This is a genomic window from Nocardioides sp. (assembly GCF_044226305.1).
Taxonomy (GTDB): domain Bacteria; phylum Actinomycetota; class Actinomycetes; order Propionibacteriales; family Nocardioidaceae; genus Nocardioides.
The window spans coordinates 42,931-59,437 of sequence record NZ_JBGAHF010000023.1; the positions used below are offsets into that span (position 1 = coordinate 42,931).

General features: G+C 74.2%; 10 protein-coding genes. 2 read left to right on the forward strand and 8 right to left on the reverse strand.

Annotation, left to right across the window (positions count from 1 at the left end; all coding sequences use genetic code 11):
- Positions 1-6 precede the first annotated feature (6 nt).
- On the reverse strand, positions 7-2,688 hold the full coding sequence (locus ACILQ5_RS19130) for a cation-translocating P-type ATPase (protein WP_395659620.1): 2,682 nt from the start codon (positions 2,686-2,688) through the stop codon (positions 7-9).
- A 105-nt stretch (positions 2,689-2,793) separates the two neighbouring features.
- Here ACILQ5_RS19130 and ACILQ5_RS19135 point away from each other — a divergent pair, with 105 nt between their 5' ends.
- Together ACILQ5_RS19135 and ACILQ5_RS19140 are read left to right on the forward strand one after the other, a co-directional pair.
- Positions 2,794-3,354: a hypothetical protein gene (locus ACILQ5_RS19135; protein ID WP_395659621.1), complete on the forward strand. Its 561-nt coding sequence runs from the start codon at positions 2,794-2,796 to the stop codon at positions 3,352-3,354.
- A gap of 69 nt (positions 3,355-3,423) precedes the next feature.
- On the forward strand, positions 3,424-6,435 hold the full coding sequence (locus ACILQ5_RS19140) for a GNAT family N-acetyltransferase (protein WP_395659622.1): 3,012 nt from the start codon (positions 3,424-3,426) through the stop codon (positions 6,433-6,435).
- 99 nt (positions 6,436-6,534) lie between these two features.
- Here ACILQ5_RS19140 and ACILQ5_RS19145 read toward each other — a convergent pair whose 3' ends face one another.
- From ACILQ5_RS19145 to ppsA, 7 genes are all read right to left on the reverse strand, one after another.
- On the reverse strand, positions 6,535-7,785 hold the full coding sequence (locus ACILQ5_RS19145; protein WP_395659623.1) for a DUF222 domain-containing protein: 1,251 nt from the start codon (positions 7,783-7,785) through the stop codon (positions 6,535-6,537).
- A 604-nt stretch (positions 7,786-8,389) separates the two neighbouring features.
- Entirely contained in the window at positions 8,390-10,021 is a 1,632-nt protein-coding gene (locus ACILQ5_RS19150) for an NAD(P)-binding protein (protein WP_395659624.1), read from the reverse strand.
- A 1-nt stretch (position 10,022) separates the two neighbouring features.
- Complete coding sequence (locus tag ACILQ5_RS19155; protein ID WP_395659625.1) at positions 10,023-11,021, reverse strand: thiamine pyrophosphate-dependent enzyme; 999 nt, start codon at positions 11,019-11,021, stop codon at positions 10,023-10,025.
- Positions 11,022-11,049: 28 nt separating this feature from the next.
- The gene (locus ACILQ5_RS19160) at positions 11,050-12,231 is read right to left on the reverse strand and encodes a transketolase C-terminal domain-containing protein (protein WP_395659626.1); all 1,182 of its coding nucleotides are present in this window, start codon (positions 12,229-12,231) and stop codon (positions 11,050-11,052) included.
- Positions 12,224-12,808, reverse strand: a complete 585-nt coding sequence (locus ACILQ5_RS19165) for a 2-oxoacid:acceptor oxidoreductase family protein (protein ID WP_395659627.1) — start codon at positions 12,806-12,808, stop codon at positions 12,224-12,226. The genes ACILQ5_RS19160 and ACILQ5_RS19165 overlap by 8 nt, the downstream gene beginning before the upstream one ends.
- A gap of 93 nt (positions 12,809-12,901) precedes the next feature.
- A complete protein-coding gene (locus ACILQ5_RS19170; protein WP_395659628.1) occupies positions 12,902-13,939 on the reverse strand; it encodes an alcohol dehydrogenase catalytic domain-containing protein in 1,038 nt (345 codons plus the stop codon).
- Complete coding sequence (gene ppsA / locus ACILQ5_RS19175) at positions 13,936-16,362, reverse strand: phosphoenolpyruvate synthase (protein ID WP_395659629.1); 2,427 nt, start codon at positions 16,360-16,362, stop codon at positions 13,936-13,938. The genes ACILQ5_RS19170 and ppsA overlap by 4 nt, the downstream gene beginning before the upstream one ends.
- Positions 16,363-16,507 lie beyond the last annotated feature (145 nt).

The following is a 16,507-nucleotide window of genomic DNA, read 5'->3' on the forward strand; positions in this document are numbered from 1 at the left end:
CCGCGACTACGTGCGGGTGACGGCCCGCCGGCGGCCGACGAGCCGGTAGACCTCGTCCACGCCCCAGACCACGACCGGGAAGCACGCCAGCACCAGCAGCTCGCGCACCTCGAGCGGTCGGGTCCCGAGGACGGCCTGGGCGGCGGGGGCGTAGATCGCGACCGCGGTCAGGGCGAGCTCGAACGCGATGCCGGCCAGCAGCAGCCGGTTGGTCAGCACGCCCACCGAGAGCAGGGAGACGTGGTCGGTGCGGGCGGCCAGCGCGGTCCCGATCTGGCACGCGACGATCCCGGCGAAGGTCATCGTCGTGGCGCGCAGGTAGGCCTCGTGCAGCGGCGTCCCCGCACCGGTCGGGTCGCCGGGACGCCACCCGGCCGACCACAGCACCCACCAGCACCCGGCAGCGACCAGGACGGCGGAGGTGAGCCCGAGGACGGCCCAGGCACGGACCAGCATCCGCCGGGTGATGATGCCCTCGCCGCGCCCGCGCGGGGGACGCTCCATCAGCCCGGGCTCGGCGGCCTCCCGGCCGAGCGCGAGGGCCGGCAGCGTCTCGGTGCCGAGGTCGATCATCAGGATCTGGACGACGGTCAGGCCGAGCGGCACCGCTCCGCCGGAGAGCGCGAACAGCAGGAACGGCACGATCTCCGGCACCGCGTGGGCGAAGATGTAGAGGATGAACTTGCGGACGTTGTCGTAGACCCGGCGCCCCGCCTCGATCGCCTTGATGATCGTCGCGAAGTCGTCGTCGGTGAGCACCATGGTGGCCGCCTCGCGAGCCACGTCGGTGCCGCCCCGCCCCATCGCGACCCCGATGTCGGCCTTCCGCAGCGCCGGCGCGTCGTTCACGCCGTCCCCGGTCATCGCCACGACGTGGCCGGACTCCTGGAGCCGGCCGGCGATCCGCAGCTTGTCCTCCGGGGAGCTGCGGGCGAAGACGACCTCGGACCCGCGGTCGAGCAGCTCACCGAGCTCGGTGTCGTCCATCGCCTCGAGCTCGGTCCCGGTGAGCACCACCGGACGGCCCGGGCCGCCGATGCCGGCCGAGCCGGCGACGGCGGCGGCGGTCGCCCCGTTGTCGCCGGTGATCACGTGGACGGTGATGCCGGCGGCGTGGGCCTGGGTCACGGCGTCCGGCACGGCGTCGCGGACCGGGTCGGAGAGCGCGACGAACCCGACGAGCACCAGGTCGCGCTCCACCTCGGCCCGCTCCGGCGGACCGCCCGGTGCCGGGATCTCCCGCCACGCGCACGCGATCAGCCGCAGCCCTCGCCCGGCCAGCTCGCCGAGCCGGCCCGTGAGTGCCTCGCGGGCCTCCGGCCCCAGCGGCTGGCGGCCGCCGTCGGGGGTCAGGGCCGCGGTCGAGCGGGCGAGCACCGCCTCGGGGGCGCCCTTGGTGAGGATCAGGTCGCCCCCGGCCTCCGGGTCGGCGACGATGACCGACATCAGGCGCAGGCGCGGGTCGAAGTGGTAGGTCGCCTCGCGCCGCTCGACCGGTGGCGTCCCCTCGTCGAGCCGCGTCGCGGTCTCCAGCAGCGCGAGCTCGGTGGGGTCGCCGATGCCGGACGCGACGTCGGCGGTGGTGCACGAGCCGAGCACCCGCGCCAGTGCCGCGCGGACGGTCGGGTCGGGGGCGTGCCGGCCCGTGGCGTCCCAGGTGCTGTGCAGCTGCATCCGGTTCTGGGTGAGGGTCCCGGTCTTGTCGGTGCAGATCACGTCCGTCGACCCCAGGGTCTCGACGGCACTGAGCCGCTTGACCAGGCCGCCGCGGCGGGCCAGGTCGGCGACCCCGACCGCCAGGGACAGGGTGATCGTCGGCAGCAGCCCCTCCGGGACGTTCGCGACCAGCAGCCCGATCGCGAACACCCCCGCCTCGGCCAGGCTGAGGCCGGCCAGCATGCCGAGGGGCAGGAACGCGAGGCCGACGCCGACGGCGACCCCGGCGATCAGCCACGCGACCCGCCGGACCTGGACCTCCAGCGGGCTCGGCTCCTGCTCCGTGCGCCCGCTGAGGCTGGCGATCCGGCCCAGCTCGGTCGCCATGCCGGTGGCGACCACGACAGCCAGGGCCTCGCCCGAGGTGCAGGTGGTGCCGGAGAGCAGCACGTCGTGCGCGTCGACGACCCGGGTGGCAGGGGAGGGGGCACCGTCCGCGCTGCGCACGACCGGCACCGACTCGCCGCTGACCGCCGAGAGGTCCAGCTCGACGGCGCCGGAGACGAGCTTGGCATCCGCGCAGATCGCGTCGCCCTCCTCGACGACCAGCACGTCGCCCGGGACGACCGTCCGCGCCTCGACGCTGGTGCGGTGCCCGTCCCGGAGGACCACGGAGTGCGGTGGGAGGTAGCTGCTCAGGGCCGCGACCGCGTGCTCGGCGTGCCGCTCCTGGATCAGCGCGAACGCGGCGTTGAGCGCGATTACCAGCACGATCGCGACCGCCAGCGTCACGGCGCCGGTGAGCAGCGACAGCGTGGCGGCCAGCCACAGCAGCAGGGCCAGGGGGTGCACCAGCTGGCGCACCAGCTGGGCGAGGAACGACGGGCCGCCGCGAGCGACCAGCTCGTTCGGACCGGCTCGCTCGAGCCGGGCCGCGGCCTCCGCGGAGGTCAGCCCCTCGCACGAGGCGTCGAACGTCGCGAGCACGTCCGGCAGCGGCTGGAGCAGCAGGTCGGGAGTCCCGACCGTCATACCTCCACGCTGACGCGTGCGGACCAGGACCCGTAGGGCCGAAGTCCCCCGGGCCGGGCCCGATGGTCCCTGCCGCGGGGGTCCGCCGAGGAGGACTGTGGAGGTATGAGGGCATACCGGACCACCTGGCGCACGCTGGTGCTGCTGGTCGCAGTCGTCTCGGGCGTGGTCGGGATCGCGGGCGTGGGGTGGCTGGCCACCCTGGGCACCTCGGTCGCCTTCGCCTGCCTGGGCGCCTTGTTCGGCTTCAGCTGGATCGAGGACCCGGGCAAGCGGCCGCGAGCCATGGTCGAGTGCGGGCTCTGGTTCGGCGTCGCGGGGCTGCTCATCATCGGGCTCCCGCCGATCGTCGGTGCCTGGTCGCTCCCGGTCCTGCTCGCGATCGGTCTCACCTGCCCGCCGCTGCTCGACCTGGGCCTGTCGTCGTACCGCAAGGCGCACCCGGTGGCACCGGCCGACGAGCCCGGGCTGCTCTCGGACCGCGACCTCGCCCGCCGCTGGCGCTACACCACCGAGGAGCTGCAGGCGCACGACGTCCCGGCTCCCGCGGTGCTGCGGCTGGTCCAGGAGCGCGCGGTGCTGCTCGACGAGCTCGAGCGGCGCGACCCCGAGCGGTTCGGGGAGTGGCTGGTCCGCTCGGGTTGGCGTGAGCCGCAGGACCAGTGAGCCGCCACCACGATCTCCGGGGTGGGACCCACCCCGGCACGCAGGAGAACCTGATGGAGGGCACGGACGATGTATGCGTTCAAAGGTGACCGGATCTACGTGCGGGACGACGCCGCCGAGACCATGCGCGAAGCCGAGGTGATCGAGGTGGAGCACGTGGCCGGACACCCGCCGTACTGGGTGCGGTGGGCGGACACCGACGAGCTGGAGCTGTGGTTCCCCGAGGCCGACGTCGTCATCGAGCTGGACCGCTGTGGTTCCGCCGAGGCCGACGTCGTCATCGCAACGTCCTACCCCGGGTCGCGGTCGCGGTCCGCTCCTGACATGGCGACGCCCCGGCGAGGCTCCCGATCACGCACCGGGAACCGCCGGCCTCGGGCCGGCAGGACCGTCGGGGCGAGCGACCCCCGTGCCATCGGCACGGGGGTCGCGCCGCGTCCCGAGGAGGAGGGCCAGCAGGAGGACGTGACCCCGCCGGCCCCGTCCGAGCACCCGCGGGAGGGCGGACCCGTGACCCGGCAGCGCGCCGACGTCCTGCTCTCCGACGGCACGGTCGCCTCGATCCGGCCGGTCACCGCGGACGACGGGCCTGGGCTGATCGCGCTCCACGACCACGTGGGCCCCGAGAACACCCGGCTGCGGTTCTTCTCGGCGAGCCGGGTGGCCGGGCACCAGTACGTCGCCCACGTGCTCGCCAGCCCCGAGACCCTCGCCCTGGTCGCGGTGCGGCGCGGCGAGCTGGTCGGCCTGGCGACCGCGGAGCCGGTCGAGGCCGGCACCGCCGAGATCGCCTTCATCGTCGTCGACGAGTGCCACGGGCTCGGCATCGGCGGGCTGCTGCTCGAGCACCTCGCCGCGGCCGGCCGCGACTGGGGCATCAGCCGGTTCGTGGCCGAGGTGCTCGGCGAGAACGTCGCCATGCTCGAGGTGCTGCGGCACGCCGGGTTCGCGGTGACGCAGAGCACCGAGGCCGGGTGCGTGCACGTCGAGATGGACACGACGGCGTCGTACGACGCGCTGCGCGCCGCGGACGAGCGCGAGTGCCTCGCCGAGGCCCGGTCGCTCGCTCCGCTCCTGCGGCCCACGTCGGTCGCGGTCGTCGGCGCGCGCCGCGACGGCACTGGCGTCGGAGCGGCCGTGCTGCGCTCGATCGTGGCCGGCGGCTTCACCGGCTCGCTGCACGCGGTGCACCGGGTGGCCGAGTCCGTCCTGGGGGTGCCGGCCGTGCGCCGGCTGGTCGACCTCGAGACCCCGCCCGACCTCGTCGTGGTGGCCGTCCCGGCGACCCAGGTCCTCACGGTGCTCCGCGGCGCCGCCCGGGCCGGGTGCCCGAGCGCGGTGGTGGTGTCCGCCGGCTTCGCCGAGCGTGGCGCGGAGGGCGTCCGGATGCAGCAGGCGATCCTCGACCTCGCGCGGGCCAGCAGCATGCGGGTGGTCGGTCCCAACTGCCTCGGCGTGCAGAACACCCACCCCGCCGTGCGGCTCGACGCCACGTTCAGCGGCCTGGTCCCGCCGGCCGGCGGGCTCGCGCTGGCCTCGCAGTCCGGGGGAGTGGGCATCGTGCTCGCCGACCTCGCCCGGCGGCTCGGGGTCGGGGTCGGGATGCTGGTCTCGCTGGGCGACAAGGTCGACGTGTCGGGCAACGACCTCCTCGCCGCCTGGCGCGACGACCCGCACGTGACCGCGGCGGCGCTCTACCTGGAGTCGTTCGGCAACGCCTTCAAGTTCGCCCGCGTCGCCCGGGAGTTCAGCGAGCGCAAGCCGCTGCTCGCCGTCGTCGGCGGGCGGTCGGCGACGCCGCGGCTCGGCGTCCGGGCGCTGTTCGCCCAGGCGGGTGTCATCGGCTGCGACTCCGTCGAGGAGATGGCCGAGTGCGCGCTGCTGCTCGGCAAGCAGCCCCGCCCGGCCGGCCGGCGGGTCGCTCTCCTCACCAACGCAGGCGGGATGGGGGTGCTCGCCGCGGACGCGGCCGACGCGATCGGTCTCGCCGCCGAGGTCGTCAACGCCGGCGCGGCCGCCAGCCCGCAGACGATCGAGTCGCTCGCCGACGAGCTGCTCGCGAGCACCCACGTCGACGCCCTCGTCGTGCTGCTGGTGGCGTCCGCGCTCGGCGACGCGGCGGCCGCGGCGCGGCTGCTGCCCGAGGTCCGGCGTCGCTACCCGGATAAGCCGGTGCTGCTGGTGCCGCTCGGCGGGCTCGACGTCGACCCGGTCGAGCTGACCGGGGTCGCCACGTTCCGCAGCGCCGCCGCCGCGCTTCGTGCGCTCGAGCACGCGGCCTGGTACGACGAGTGGCGGCGCGAGCCACGCGACGACGAGCCGCTCGACGACCCCGGTCGGGCCTTCCGGGCGCGGGCCGCGGCCCGGGACCTGGCGGCCGGACCCGCTGCGCTGCCGCCCGAGGAGGGGTGGCTCGACGCGCTCACGGCGCGGTCGCTGCTCAGCGAGTACGGCCTCGGTCCGGAGGGTCTGATCGCCGCCGGGAGCGAGGCGGCGGTGGCGGCGGCCGACGAGCTCGGCTACCCGGTCGTGGTGAAGCTGGCCGGTCCCGCCGTCGGCGAGCGCACCGAGCGGGGACTGGTGCGGGTCGGGCTGACCGGGTCCGCCGAGGTCGCCGGGGCGGTCGCCGCCTTCGAGGACGTCCTCGGCGCGCAGGCCGAGGTCCTGGTGCAGCCGGTCGTCCGGGGGACCGAGATCGCGCTCGGCGTGGTCCGCGACCCCCGGTTCGGGCCGCTGGTCACCCTCGGTGCCGGCGGCGTGGCCGCCGACCTGTGGGAGGACCGAGTCGCCCTGGTCCCGCCGTTCTCCCGGCGCGACGCCGCCCGGGCGATCCGCTCGCTCAAGGTCTGGCCGCTGCTGCAGGGGTTCCGCGGCGCGCCGGGTGGGGACGTCGGAGCCCTCGAGGACCTGCTCGTCCGGCTGGGTCGGCTCACCGACGACGTACCGGCCCTCGCCGAGGCCGACCTGGACCCGGTGGTCGTCGGCCCGGACGGCTGCCACCTCGTCGACGTCAAGGTGCGCCTCGACGACCGCCCCGTCCTCGACGCCGGCGTGCCGCGCCGGCTGCGCCGCCCGGAGTGACGCCGACACCTCGTCGGCCATGGATCGAGTCGTCGCCGCCCCGGACGTCGGGTGCACGCTCGGGTGTGGCCCCGTCGGCCGTGGCCGGCGGGGTCGAGGTCAGCGGGTATGTCGCGCGGCCGGCTCGGGCGGTGGTTCGGTGACGAACGGGGACACGTAGGTGCGGCCCATCGGGGTGGACCAGACGAACCCGATGCCAGGGGTGCGTTGGTAGTCCCAGCCGGCGTGGGTCTTGAGGCGGTGGTGGGTCCGGCACGCGGGCGCGAGGTTCGAGGACGCGGTGGGTCCTTCGGGCCACGGGACCTGGTGCTCGCTGTCGCACCTGCGGGCGGGGCGGGTGCAGCCGGGGAAGCAGCACTGCCGGTCGCGCAGCCCGATCTGTTCCTTCATCACCTCGGTGGGCTCGTAACACTCCGTCGACAGCTCGGCGTTCAGGTCGATGACGGGCCGCACCGTGACCTTGGTGCCGGCGGCCTGGCACCAGTCCTTGAGGTGGCCGGGCGTGATCGAGGACCGGGTGTTGTCGACGTCGACGCTGGCCTGGCCGGGACGGACGTGGGCGTAGACCACCACCTCCCGGACTTGCCCGCCTTCGCCGTCGCTGGTGCCGAGGAGGCCCGCGGCCATCGACCGGCGCACGTCCAACGGCAGGTCGAGGTCCAAGGTCGCGGCCTTCGCCTTGATCTGAGCTTCGAGGGCGAGGGCGTCGGCCAGGTCGAGCTCACCCTCGACGTGGACCAGGCCGTCGGGGGTGGCGTGGTCGAGGTCGATGTCGAACCGGCGCTTCTCCAGCGCCGCGACCCGGCGCTCCTCGGCCGCATCGGGGTCGTGCTCGGCGCGGGCCTTATCGACCTGCCGCTCGATCTCGGCGAATGAGCAGCGGTGCGCGCACCATGCCAACCGGACATCGACGGTCGCCGCAGCATCCGCCGGCAGCGACGTGGTGGCCTGGGCGACCTTGCGGGCCTTCCACACCGCCACCTCACCGGCCACCACCCGAGCCCACAGTCGCGGGAGTCGGTGCCGCAGCTCGACCGCGTCCCCGAGTAAGTGCCGTCCCGAGTCGGTGGTCCGGCCGACCGCGAGCGCGAACTCCGCCACCGCGGCCTCGTCGACGGTCGGGGCGCCGTCGCCGGCGATCTGCAGGTCCCGCATCCCGAACTCGATCGAGGTGTCCACCTCCTCGCCCGGGTGCAGGACCACCCAGTCGGTGGCCTGGATCAGCTGCTGGACCTCGAGGTCCGCGATCGCCTCCCGGGTCGCCGCGGCCGCGGTCAGCACCGACGCGGCCGACACCGCAACTGCGAGCCCGCTGGTGTCGGTGCCAAGCTCGGCGGCGGTGCTGGTCATGGGTCTACTCAAGCAGTCGCCACCGACAGTCAGAGGCGAGAATCCCCTGTATCCACAGGGATCTGAGAACTTCCTAGGTAAAGATTTCGGGACAGCTTGGGCCACCGCCCTGCCTTGCCTTCCGGGGTCTCGACAACGCTCGCTGGCGCTCGCTGCTCGACCACCGGTGCCACCAACCGCGAGCCGGGAGGCGACCGCGACCCGAAGTCCGGCGCACCCTCGTTGCTGCCTGTCGGTCGCAACCCCAGACCACGGCGAGAGGCCGACAGCACCCGCCCTGCCTTGCCTTCCGGGGTCTCGACAACGCTCGCTGGCGCTCGCTGCTCGACCACCGGTGCCACCAACCGCGAGCCGGGAGGCGACCGCGACCCGAAGTCCGCCGCACCCTCGTTGCTGCCTGTCGCTCGCAACCCCAGACCACGGCGAGATGCCGACAGCACCCGCCCTGCCTTGCCTTCTGGGGTCTCGACGACGCTCGCTGGCGCTCGCTGCTCGACCGCCGGCGCCCGCCGTACCCGCGTTGCTGCCTGTCGGTCGCAACCCCAAACCACCGGCGAGCTGCCGACAGCACCGCCCGGCCCACGTCCCAGGGGTCCGGGCCCGGTCAGATCTCCTCGGGCACCATTGAGATCGCACCGGCGGGGCACTCGGCGGCGCAGATGCCGCAGCCCTTGCAGTAGTCGAGGTCGATGACGTACGGCGTGTCGGGGTCGTCGGTCTTGATGACCGCGTTGTCGGGGCACATGCCGAAGCAGTTGTCGCACGAGAAGCAGGTCCCGCAGGACAGGCAGCGGCGGGCCTCGTAGAGCGCGGTGTCGCGGTCCAGCCCCTGCACGACCTCGTCGAAGGTCGACGAGCGGCGGGCCGCCTCGAGCTGCGGGCGGTGCGCCCGGGAGGCGTCGGTGTAGTACCAGGGGTGCAGGCGCTCGTACGTCGCCTCGCTCGGGCCGTCGGCGGCCTCCGGGTCGGTCCGCCGCAGCCACGCGTCGATCGAGGCCGCGGCCCGCCGGCCGTGGCCGATGCCGACGGTCGCGGAGCGCACCGCGGGGACCATGTCGCCGCCCGCGAACAGCCCCGGCCGCCCGGTCATCAGGTCGTCGTCGACGACGAGGACGCCGTCGCGCAGCTCGAGCCCGGACACCCGCGAGAGGAAGCCCAGCTCGGACTCCTGGCCCAGCGCGAGGACCACCGAGTCGGCGTCGAGGTGCTCCATCTCGCCGGTCGGCTGCGGGAAGCCGGACTCGTCCAGCTCCATCCGCTCGATCGTCAGGCCGCCCCTCTCGACCTCGGTGATCGTCGACAGCCAGGTGAAGCGCACCCCCTCGGCCTCGGCCTCGCTGACCTCGCTGGGGTGGGCCGGCATCCGGTCGCGGGTGCGCCGGTAGACGACCACGGCGTCCTCCGCGCCCAGCCGCTTCGCGGTGCGGGCCGCGTCCATGGCGGTGTTGCCGCCGCCGTACACGGCGACCCGGCGGCCGAGCAGCGGCCGCTCGCCCTCCTCGATGCCGTGCAGCAGGCGCACCGCGTCCAGGACGCGGGCGGCGGAGCCGGCGGGCAGGTAGGTGCGCTTGCCGAGCTGCGCGCCGACCGCGAGGAAGGCCGCGTCGTAGTCCTCCGCGAGCATCGGCTCGAGGTCGGTGACCGGTGTCTCGAGCCGCAGCTCCACGCCGAGCGCGAGGATCCGGTCGATCTCCGCGTCGAGCACGTCGCGGGGGAGCCGGTAGGCCGGGATTCCGTAGCGCATCATCCCGCCGGGGCGGGGGGCCGCCTCGACGACGGTGACGCGGTGGCCGCGCCGGACCAGGTGGTACGCCGCCGACAGCCCGGCCGGGCCCGCGCCCACGACGAGCACGTGCTTGCCCGTGGGCGCCACGTCGGGCTCCGGGGTCCACCCGGACCTGATCGCCTCGTCGCCGAGGAACCGCTCGACGCTGTTGATGCCGACGGACTCGTCGAGGGTCGCGCGGTTGCAGGAGGTCTCGCACGGGTGGTAGCAGATCCGGCCCATGACGGCCGGGAAGGGGTTGACCTCCATGATCCGCTGCCACGCCGCCTCGTAGCCGGCGTCACCGTCCTCGGCGTCACGCAGCCAGCCGCGGACGTCCTCGCCGGCGGGGCAGCCCTCGGCGCACGGCGGCCGCAGGTCGACGTACACCGGGCGCTCGGTGCGCCACGCGCCGGTGTGGTTGGCGCGGCTGGTGCCGACGTCCAGGGTGATCGCGAAGGGGTGCTCCATGTCAGTCGCCCTCCTGGAGGAGCCCGAACCGGGTGATGTTGCGGTCGGCGCCGGCCTGCAGCCGGGCGACCAGGTCGGGTCGGCCCGGGTCGCCGAACAGGTGCGCGTAGCGGCCCTGGAGGCGGAGGTACTCGTCGACGGGGACCCGGTGCCGGATCGGCGTCACGCCGGTCACCTCGCCGTGCTCGGCCTCGAAGAGCGGGAACAGGCCGGACTCGGTGGCCAGCCGGGCGAGCCGGACGGTGTCGTGCGGCTCGGCCGCCCAGCCCAGCGGGCAGGGGACGAGCACGTGCAGGTAGCGCGCCCCGTGGTAGGTCATCGCGCGGGTCACCTTGTCCTCCAGGTCGTGGAGGTCGGCGACGGTCGCCGTGGCGACGTAGGGGATGTCGTGCGCCACCGCGATGAGCGGCGCCGACTTGCCCTGGCCGAACGGGTTGCCGGGCTGGTCGCCCGCGGTCGAGGTCGTGGCGGTCCGTGCGGCGGGCGGGGTGGCGCCGGAGCGCTGCACCCCGGTGTTCATGTAGCCCTGGTTGTCGTAGCAGACGAAGAGCACGTCGTCGTTGCGCTCGAACATGCCGGAGAGGCAGCCGAAGCCGATGTCGACCGTGCCGCCGTCACCGGCCTGGCCGACCACCCGGGTGTCGCGGCCGAGCGCCTTGAGGCCCGCGGCCATGCCGGCGGCCACCGCCGGCGCGTTGCCGAACAGCGAGTGCAGCCAGGGCACCTGCCACGAGGACTCCGGGTAGGGCGTCGAGAACACCTCGAGGCAGCCGGTGGCGTTGGCGGTGACCAGGTCACCGCCCGCCGCGCGCACGGCGGTGTCGAGGACGAACCGGGCCCCGAGCGCCTCGCCGCAGCCGCGGCAGGCCCGGTGGCCGCTGGTGATCGCGTTCGTGCGGTCGGCGTGCGCCTGCACGGTCCGGTCCTCGAGGTCGAGGAGCCGGTTGCCGGCCGCGAAGGTGCCGACCTGGTACAGCCGGGTCTCGCGCGTCGTGGTCATCGGCGTCCTCCGTCCGTCGCTGGGTGCCTCATGACGCACCCGCCGAGGCGAGGAGCGCGTGGTCGAGGTCGAGGAAGTGCAGGCGGCCGGGGGCGAGCAGGTCCGCGTTGACGCCCTCGACCAGGCGGCGTACGTCGGCCCGCCGGACGGGCCGGCCACCGAGACCGCCCACGGCCTCGACGACGGTGGCGGGGAGGCCGTGCAGGGTGTCGCGGACGTCCTGGCCGACGATGCTGCCGCGGCCGACGCTGAAGGCCCGCTCGAGCACGACGACCCGGCGGGCGCCGCCGAGCGCCTCGCGCACGGCCTCGGCCGGCCAGGGGCGGAAGCAGGTCAGGGTGAGCGAGCCGGCGGCGATGCCCTCGGCCCGCAGCTCGTCGACGACCTCGGTCGCGGCCCCGGCGACGGACCCGATCGTGACCAGCACGGTCTCGGCGTCGTCGGTGCGGTAGCCGCGCACGAGGCCGCCGCTGGGCCGGCCGAAGTCGCGCCGGAAGTCCTCGGCCACGGCCGCGACGGTGCCGATCGCGGCGTCCATCCGCTGCTGCATCAGGTAGCGCACCTCGGTGAAGGCCTCCGGTCCGACCATCGCGCCGATGGTGACCGGGTTCGCCGGGTCCAGGAGCTGCTGCGGCACGAACGGCGGCACGAACGCGTCGACCTGCTCCTGCTCGGGGAGGTCGACCTCCTCGACGGCGTGGGTGAGGACGAAGCCGTCCATGCACACCATCACCGGCAACGAGGTCCGCTCGGCGACGACGAACGCCTGCGGGTGCAGGTCGACGGCCTCCTGCACGTCGGCGGCGTAGAGCTGGATCCAGCCCGCGTCGCGCAGCGCCATCGCGTCGGAGTGGTCGTTCCAGATGTTGATCGGCGCACCGATCGCCCGGTTCGCCACGGTCATCACGATCGGCAGGCCCAGGCCGGAGGCGTTGAAGACCGCCTCCGCCATGAAGAGCAGGCCCTGGCTGGCGCTGGCGGTGTAGGCGCGGGCGCCGACCGCCGAGGCCCCGATGCACGCCGACATCGCCGCGAACTCCGACTCGACGGTGAGGTACTCGCACGAGGCGAGCTCCCCGGTGCGCACCAGGTCCGAGAGCCCCTCGACGATGTGGGTCTGGGGCGAGATCGGGTAGGCCGCGACCACGCCGGGACGACACATCGCGACGGCGCGGGCGACCGCTCGTGAGCCCTCGACCTGCTCACGCACGGCTGCCCACCTCCCCGACCGTGGCGTGCGCGACGGCGGCGTGGGCACGGACGGCGAGCTCGACGTTCGCCTCGGCGACCGCGCCCGTGAACCGCTGCCGGATCGCGACCAGGACCGCCTCGAGCGGGACGACGCCGGTCAGGGCCGCGAGTGCCCCGAGGAGCGCCGTGTTCGGCACCGGGCGGCCGAGGACCTGGCGGGCCAGGTCGGTCGCCGGGAGCGTGACCACGCGGCCCGGGTTCAGCCGGTCACCGCCCTCGAAGGGGGTCAGCGAGAGCTCGCGCGAGGTGTTGAGCAGCACGCAGGTGGTCGGCCCGGCTCCGAGGAGCACGGGCACGACGGGCAGCAGCGTCGGGTCCTGCACCACGATGGCCTGCGGCACCTCGATGGGCTCGTGGAAGCGGATCGGCGCGTCGTCGACCCGGCAGTAGGACGTCACCGGCGCGCCGGTGCGCTCCGAGCCGAAGGTGGGGAAGGCCTGGGCGTGGAGACCGCAGTCGAACGCGGCCACCGAGAGCATCTCGGCAGCCGTGACGACACCTTGGCCGCCCCTGCCGTGGAACCGGACGTTGTACACGACTCCACCCTCCCCGGCGGGGTCCCCGCCGGGGAGGGTCGAAGGTCATGCAGGGCTCCGACGTTCAGCACCCGTGCCCCACGCCGTCGGTGCTCACCTGTTGAACAGGGCCACCTTCAGCACGCCGCTCTCCTGCGGGCGCTCGAAGACGTCGTAGGCGTCCTGGATCTCGTCGAGCCCGAACCGGTGGGTGACGAGCTCGCTGGTGTCGAGCTGGCCCTCGGCGACCAGGCGCAGCAGCGTCGGTGTCGAGAACGTGTCGACCAGGCCGGTGGTGATGGTGACGTCGCGGATCCACAGCCGCTCCAGGTGCAGCTGCGCGGGACGACCGTGCACCCCGACGTTCGCGACGTGCCCGCCCGGGCGGACCAGGTCGGTGCAGAGCTCGAAGGCCTCGGGCACGCCGACCGCCTCGATGGCGGTGTCGACGCCGATCCCTCCGGAGAGGTCGCCGACCAGCTCGAGCGCGTCCGCCGCGTCCGCGACGGCCTGGGCGCCGAGGCGCTCCGCGGCCGCACGGCGACCGGCGGCCGGGTCGACCACGACGATGCGCGAAGGGCTGAACAGCCGCGCGGTCAGCACGGCGGCGAGGCCGATCGGGCCGGCGCCGACGATCGCGACCGAGGACCCGGGGGCGACCCGTCCCTGGAGCACGCCGACCTCGTACGCCGTCGGCAGGATGTCGGCGAGCAGCAGGGCCTGCTCGTCCGGGACGGACTCGGGCAGGAGGTGCAGCGCGCGCTGGGCGAACGGGACCCGCACCCGCTCGGCCTGGGTGCCGTCGACGAGGTGGCCGAGCACCCAGCCACCGCCCGACAGACACTGCCCGTCGTGGTTCTCGCGGCAGTAGCGGCACCGGCCGCAGCCGGTGATGCAGGAGATGAGCACCCGGTCGCCCGCGGCGAAGCCGCTGACCCCGGCGCCGACCTGCTCGACGGTGCCGACGGCCTCGTGGCCGAGCACCCTGCCCGGCTTCACCTCGGGCACGTCGCCGGCGAGGATGTGGAGGTCGGTCCCGCAGATCGTGACCGCGTCGACGCGCACGATCGCGTCCTCGGGGTCGCGGAGCTCGGGGTCGGGGATCTCGTGCCAGATGCGGCGGCCGGGGCCGTCGAACGTCAGTGCCTTCATGGTGTCCTCCCTGCGGTCGGGTCGTGGTGGTCGGGGTGGGTGGGGTCGGCGAGGCGTTCCTCGAGCTCGACGACGGCGCGGGTGGTGCGCAGGACGCTGTCGGGGTTGAGGCTCATCGAGTCGATGCCGATCTCGACGAGGAACGCGGCCATGTCCGGGTAGTCGGAGGGGGCCTGACCGCAGATGCCGGAGTGGATCCCGTTGCGGTGGCAGCCCTCGACGGCCAGCTGGATCATCCGCTTCACGCCGGGGTCCCGCTCGTCGTAGTCGAAGGCGACGACCTCGCTGTCGCGGTCGACGCCGAGGGTCAGCTGGGTCAGGTCGTTCGACCCGATCGAGAGCCCGTCGAAGCGCTGCGCGAACTCGTCGACCAGGACCACGTTGTTGGGGATCTCGCACATCGCGTAGACCTGCAGGCCGTCGCGGCCGCGCTCGAGCCCGAGCTCGGCCATCCGGGCCAGCACCAGGTCCGCCTCGGCGAGCCGGCGCACGAAGGGCAGCATGAGCACGACGTTGGTCAGGCCCATCTCCTCCCGGACCCGGCGCATCGCCCGGCACTCGAGGGCGAACCCCTCCTCGTACGCCGGGTGGGCGTAGCGCGACGCGCCCCGGAAGCCGAGCATCGGGTTCTCCTCGTGCGGCTCGAAGGCGCGGCCGCCCACGAGCCCGGCGTACTCGTTGGTCTTGAAGTCCGACATCCGCACGACGACCGGTCGGGGGTGGAAGGCCGCGGCGATGGTGCCGACGCCCTCCGAGAGCCGCTCGACGAAGTACGCCTCGCCGTCGGGGTAGCCGCTGACGAGGTCCTCGACCTGCGCCCGCTCGGCGGGGTCGAGGATCCGCTCGGGGTGCACGAGCGCGAGCGGGTGCACCTTGATGGCCTCGCTGATGATGAACTCCATGCGGGCCAGCCCCACGCCGTCGTTCGGCAGCAGGGAGGTGCGGAAGGCGAGCGCGGGGTTCCCGAGGTTGACCATGATCTTGGTGCGGGGTCGCGGGAGGCCGGCGAGGTCGACCTCGTCGACGTGGTGCGGCACCTCGCCGCGGTAGACCCGGCCGGTCTCGCCCTCGGCGCAGGAGACCGTGACGACCTCGCCGTCGATGAGGGTCGCGGTGGCGTCCCCGGTCCCGACGACCGCCGGGAGGCCGAGCTCGCGCGCGACGATCGCGGCGTGGCAGGTCCGGCCACCGCGGTCCGTGACGACGGCGGCCGCGGTCTTCATGACCGGCTCCCAGTCCGGGGTGGTGGTGTCGGCGACCAGGACCTCGCCGGGCCGGAACGCGCCCAGCTCGTGGGCGTCGCGGACCACGCGGGCCGCGCCGACCGCGACCCGGTCACCGACCGCGTGCCCTTGCACCAGCACCTCACCGGGCCGGTCGACGACGTAGCGGCGCAGGGAGGTCACGACGGTGCGGGAGGTGGCCGTCTCGGGGCGGGCCTGGACGACGTACGTCGCGCCGTCGGTCCCGTCCTTGGCCCACTCGACGTCCATCGGGCAGCCGTAGTGGTGCTCGATCGCGATCGCCGCGCCGGCGAGCTCGAGCACCTCGGCGTCGGTGAGGCAGAAGCGGCGCCGGTCCGCCTCGGGCGTGGGTTCGTTCCGCGTCCCGGAGGCGCCGGCGGTCACCATCCGGACCGCCTTCTGGCCGAGCCGACGCCGCAGCACCGCGCGGTGGCCGGCCTCGTAGGTGGGCTTGTGTACGTAGAACTCGTCAGGGTCGACGACGCCCTGCACGACGTTCTCGCCGAGCCCGTAGGAGGCGGTCAGCAGGACCGCGTCGCGGTAGCCGGACTCGGTGTCGAGGGTGAACGCGACGCCCGAGCAGGCGAGGTCGGAGCGGACCATCCTCATCACGCCGACCGAGAGCGCGACCTCGGTCTGCCCGAACCCGTGCTGGTGCCGGTAGTGCACGCCGCGGTCGGTGAAGATGCTGGCGAAGCACTCGCGCACCGCGGCCAGCAGCTGCTCCTCGCCGGCCACGTCCAGGTAGCTCTCGTGCTGTCCGGCGAAGCTCGCGTCCGGCAGGTCCTCCGCGGTCGCGCTGCTGCGGACGGCGAGGCGCAGGTCGGTGCCGTACCGGGCGCGCAGGGCGCGGTACGCCGTCAGCACCTCGGCCCGCAGGTCGTCGGGCAGCGGCGCGGTGCGGACGATCCGACGCGCCTGCTGCGCGCGGGCCGCGAGGTCCGTGACGTCGTCCGGGTCGAGGCCCGCGAAGGTGGCCTTGAGCTCGGCCCAGTCGCCGGCCTCGTCGAGGACGTGCCGATAGCCGTCGGCGGTGATGGCGAAGCCGCCGGGCACGCGCACGCCGACGCCGGCGAGGTGCTGGTACATCTCGCCGAGGGAGGCGTTCTTGCCGCCGACGAGGGCGACGTCGTCGTTCCCGAGGTCACCGAGGTCGCGGACGTACTGCGCCGCGGACACGGCGCTCAGACGGTATGACGTGACCGCCTCGGTGTGAGGGGGTTGCAGGCCGGGGCCTCTCACATGCATGTACGTGGGTTGTCGGGCAGGAGTGGCCTGCGCGACCTATCCACAGGCATAGGAGGCCCCGGTGTTCACTGAGCGT

Bases quoted from the DNA above. Each gene is read 5' to 3' on its own strand.
- ACILQ5_RS19155 (WP_395659625.1), bottom strand. From the start codon at position 11,021: ATGACCACGACGCGCGAGACCCGGCTGTACCAGGTCGGCACCTTCGCG.
- ACILQ5_RS19130 (WP_395659620.1), bottom strand. From the start codon at position 2,688: ATGACGGTCGGGACTCCCGACCTGCTGCTCCAGCCGCTGCCGGACGTG.
- ACILQ5_RS19145 (WP_395659623.1), bottom strand. From the start codon at position 7,785: ATGACCAGCACCGCCGCCGAGCTTGGCACCGACACCAGCGGGCTCGCA.
- ACILQ5_RS19135 (WP_395659621.1), top strand. From the start codon at position 2,794: ATGAGGGCATACCGGACCACCTGGCGCACGCTGGTGCTGCTGGTCGCA.
- ACILQ5_RS19150 (WP_395659624.1), bottom strand. From the start codon at position 10,021: ATGGAGCACCCCTTCGCGATCACCCTGGACGTCGGCACCAGCCGCGCC.
- ACILQ5_RS19140 (WP_395659622.1), top strand. From the start codon at position 3,424: ATGTATGCGTTCAAAGGTGACCGGATCTACGTGCGGGACGACGCCGCC.
- ACILQ5_RS19170 (WP_395659628.1), bottom strand. From the start codon at position 13,939: ATGAAGGCACTGACGTTCGACGGCCCCGGCCGCCGCATCTGGCACGAG.